The sequence below is a fragment of the Halanaerobium saccharolyticum genome (assembly GCF_004362045.1).
Classification (GTDB): Bacteria; Bacillota; Halanaerobiia; order Halanaerobiales; family Halanaerobiaceae; genus Halanaerobium; species Halanaerobium saccharolyticum_C.
In genome coordinates this window covers 1-4,065 of sequence record NZ_SNWX01000059.1, presented here as the reverse complement: position 1 = coordinate 4,065, position 4,065 = coordinate 1, and the positions used below count along the sequence as shown (strand labels likewise).

4 protein-coding genes and 1 pseudogene are annotated in these 4,065 nt (G+C 32.2%); all 5 read left to right on the top strand.

The genetic code is table 11. The annotated features are described in order from the left end of the window. Positions 1 to 96 precede the first annotated feature (96 nt). Positions 97 to 366 (top strand): annotated as a pseudogene (locus DFR79_RS15880) (Gfo/Idh/MocA family oxidoreductase); the annotation flags it as partial. A 33-nt stretch (positions 367 to 399) separates the two neighbouring features. Next, positions 400 to 891 carry a hypothetical protein gene (locus DFR79_RS15875; RefSeq protein WP_133516435.1) on the top strand — a complete coding sequence of 164 codons (492 nt, stop codon included), beginning with the start codon at positions 400 to 402 and terminating at the stop codon, positions 889 to 891. An 18-nt stretch (positions 892 to 909) separates the two neighbouring features. Next, positions 910 to 1,923, top strand: a complete 1,014-nt coding sequence (locus DFR79_RS15870; RefSeq protein ID WP_133516434.1) for a LacI family DNA-binding transcriptional regulator — start codon at positions 910 to 912, stop codon at positions 1,921 to 1,923. A gap of 39 nt (positions 1,924 to 1,962) precedes the next feature. Then, complete coding sequence (locus tag DFR79_RS15865) at positions 1,963 to 2,376, top strand: acyl-CoA thioesterase (protein WP_133516433.1); 414 nt, start codon at positions 1,963 to 1,965, stop codon at positions 2,374 to 2,376. Positions 2,377 to 2,414: 38 nt separating this feature from the next. Then, positions 2,415 to 3,797: an aldehyde dehydrogenase family protein gene (locus tag DFR79_RS15860; protein ID WP_133516432.1), complete on the top strand. Its 1,383-nt coding sequence runs from the start codon at positions 2,415 to 2,417 to the stop codon at positions 3,795 to 3,797. Positions 3,798 to 4,065: the final 268 nt, after the last annotated feature.

Genomic DNA, 4,065 nt, shown 5'->3' with positions numbered 1-4,065 from the left:
AGGGGGAGGGATTCCTGCATTTAATGCAGATTTCTAACCTGACAACCATGATAACTATTAATATTTTTAAAAAAACTATTAGATTTGACGTAACGAAAAGGTGCAGTAGAGGTAAGTAATGATAAGCCGTCCACAGCTGTGTTGAGTACAAAGGATGGAGTTGAAGCAGAAAAACCTCTATATTTCTTCCTTGAAAGATATATGGAGTCTTTTGCAGAAGAAATGAAGCAGTTTGTTAATGCAGTAGTAAATGATACTGAGGTACCAGTTGATGGTCGGGATGGTTTAAAACCAATTTTAATCGCAAAAGCAGCTAAAAAATCTTTAGAAGAAAACAGACCTGTTAAAATCTCTGAAATAAAATAATATAGTATAATATTAGCTATAGGGGGTGATATTGTGACAGAAATAAAAAATAGGGATCAACTCAAAAAAAGAGTTGAAGAAAAATTGATGGACATTCTTTCTCAAGGGTATAAAGCACATTATATCTTAAAAAAAGTGTTAAAAGATGATACACTATTTGTAGATAACAGAGACATACTTGATGTAATTTTTATTAAGAGAGAAGAAATGTCTGATAATCAGAATAGACCTGAACCATTTAGTCCTGCTAAATTATTAATTGCTACTGATTATGGCATTTTAATTCTTCAGGAAGGATTTGAAGAGATAACCGATAATTACTTAGGTTATAGTATGCAGAAAATATATTATAAAAATATGGATAGTATTAAACTTGATATCTGTATGCTTAATGGCAAATTTAAGGTTTATTCTGGTGGTAATGAGTTAGTTGTAATAGAGTTTGAGACAACAAAGTATTTTAAAGATTTCGAAGAATTCATTAAAATAATACATGATAATAAAATCGCTGAATACTGCAAATAAAAGACAGGAGTGGGGAAATTGGGTGTTACTATTAAGACAATCGCAAAAGAATTAGGAGTTTCTTATGCTACAGTATCGAGGGCATTAAATGATCATCCAGATGTAAATGAAGAGACAAAAAAAAGAGTTATATCTAAAGCAAATGAAATGGGATATCAACCAAATGCAATTGCAAGAGGGTTAGTAAATAATGAAACTAAAACAATAGGTCTTGTAATACCTGATATAACTAATCCATTTTTCCCACAAGTTGCTAGAGGAGTAGAAGAGGCTGCGGTAACTGCAGATTATAATATATTCTTATGTAATACAAACTGGAATCCAGAACGTGAAGACCATTATGTTAATGCTTTAATGCAAAAGCAGATTGATGGATTAATTATGACTCCAAGCTCTGAAGATGTTAATCATCTTAAAAATTTATTGAACTCTCAATTAAAAACTGTATTCATCAGTTCTTTTATTCCTTTGAATGATTATACTTCTATAATAGTTGATAACGCTAAGGGTACTGAAAAAGCAATGAACTATTTAATAAAAAAAGGTCATAGAAATATTGCTTTTATTGGAGCTGGAGAAGAAAGGTATGCTAATCAGGAAAGATTAAAGGGTTATAAAAATTCATTAAAAAAACATGATATAAAAATTGAAGATAAATATATTACTAATGTTAAAAATTCTTATGATCGTAAAAGCGGTTTTGATTTGATGAATCAAATAATTAATAACTTTAATAAAAAACAGCTTCCAACTGCTGTTATTTGTTATAATGATCTTTTAGCTTTAGGAGTTATTCAGGCACTTAGATTAAAGGGGTTTAGGATACCGGAGGACATGGCAGTGATTGGTTTTGATGATATCTCGTTTTCTTCACTTCCAGAAGTCCAGTTAACAACAATAGCACAGCCTAAATATGAAATGGGGAAAATTGCTTTAGAAACTTTAATCGAAAAAATAAAGACAGGTTCTGAAAAAAAATTCGAAAACAAAATTGTTTTATCTCCTGAATTGAAAATAAGAGCGACTACCTAATTTTATTTAAACTTAGTATTAAAAAGGAGTATTCTATAAATGAAAAAAATGAATTTTTCACACTTGGTAAAATCAGATAACTTAAATCATCATGGCACCCTTTATGCAGGGAGAATGGCCGAGTGGTGTGTTGAAGCTTGTTTTATTAATGGTGCTCAAACTACTCAACATCCAGAAAATATTGTTTGTGTTAAAATCCATGAACTAAGCTTTTATATTCCGACTAATGAAGGTGATATTTTAAATATTGAAACACAGATGATTCGATCTGGTAGAACCAGCTTTGTAGTTTATGGAAAAGCATATAAAAATAATGATAGCGAAAAAATAGTTGCGGACTGTTTTATAACATTTGTTTTTGTGGATGAAGATGGAGACCCAATGGAACATGGTTTAAATGTTGATGAAAGTGAAATTGATAATGAAATTATTAGACGTTTTGAGAAATTATAAACAATAATAAACTAAATTTAAAAAGGAAGTGTTTATTAATGAGTGAAGAAGCCAAAAAATTAGTTTCTGGAATGATAGATAGAGCAAGAAAGGCAATGGACCAGATTGCAGATTACAGCCAGCAGGAAATTGATGAATTATGTAATAAAGTAGCAGCAGCTGCGGCAAATGAAGAAGATGCCCAGGAAATTGCAGAGTTAGCTGTAGAAGAAACTAAAATGGGTGTTGTAGAACATAAGCGTGTTAAAATAACTAAAAAAGTTAAGGGTACCTGGAATGATATTAAAGATTTAAAATCTATGGGTAAAATTGAAGAGGATAAGGAACAGGGAATTATTAAGTTTGCTAAACCTGTTGGTGTAGTTAGTGGAATAGTACCTGTTACAAATTGTGAAGCTACACCACCTGTTAAAGCATTGTTTGCTTTAAAAGGTAAAAATGCTATAATTTTCTCTCCCCACCCTCGCAGCAAAAAAACATCTACTAAGATTGTTAATTTAATGAGAGATGTGTTAGAGGAAGCAGGTGCACCAGCAGACTTATTTCAGATTATTGAAGAACCTTCAATTGAAGCAACTAACGAACTGATGTCACAGAGTGATCTTGTTGTAGCTACTGGTGGTGGATCAATGGTTAAAGCAGCTTACTCTTCTGGAACCCCTGCTTATGGTGTTGGCCCAGGGAATGCACCGATCATAGTTGATGAAACAGCTGATTTAGAAGATGCAGCAGAAAAAATTATGAATGGGAAGACTTTTGATAATGGAACCAGCTGTTCAACAGAAAACTCACTTATAGTAGAGGAATCTATTTATGATGAATTAATGGAGAAACTTCAGAAACAGGGTGGTTATTTTACAACAAAAGAAGAAAAGAAAAAACTGCAGGATGCATTCTTTGTTGATGGCTACCATTTAAATATTGATTTAATCTGCCGCTCTGCCCAAACAATAGCAGATGCTGCTGGTATTGATATTTCAGATGAAATTAAGTTCTTTATTGTTGAAGAAGAGGGTGTTGGCAAAGAGTATCCATATTCCGGTGAAAAACTGTCACTTATTTTAACAGTTTATAAATATAGCGGCTTTGAGAATGCTCTCAAGAGAGTTGAAGAGATCTTAAAGTTTCAAGGTTTAGGTCATTCCTGTGGAATTCACTCTGTTGATGATGAGCACATTGAGAAGCTGGGAGCTTTTGCTCCAGTAAGTAGAATTATGGTCAGACAGTCCCAAAGTTACGGTAATAGTGGTAACTGGAATAACGGTATGCCATTTACTTTGAGTTTAGGTTGTGGAACCTGGGGTGGAAATATTACCACAGAAAATATTACCTTAAAACACTTCTTAAATGTAACCTGGCTCTCCAAACCAATTGAAGCTGATATTCCAAGTGATGAAGAATTGTTTGGTGAAGAAGCTTAATTGATTTTGGTTAATACCTAAAAATAAATGTATAAAATAGAAGTCCCTTTTTGCAGATTCAATTGAAAAGTGGGCTTCTATTTCTTTAATGTCTAATTTGGATTTGTTTAAACTAATTAATGAAATGTTTAACAAAACTTATATTTTATTAATTTGTGAAAGGTGGTTATTAGATGTCAGTAGAAGATAAGGAAAACTCATTAGAAAATAAAAAAGATAAAATCCGACTTGGTGGCGGCCAGGCGAGAATAGAAAAACAGCATAAAAA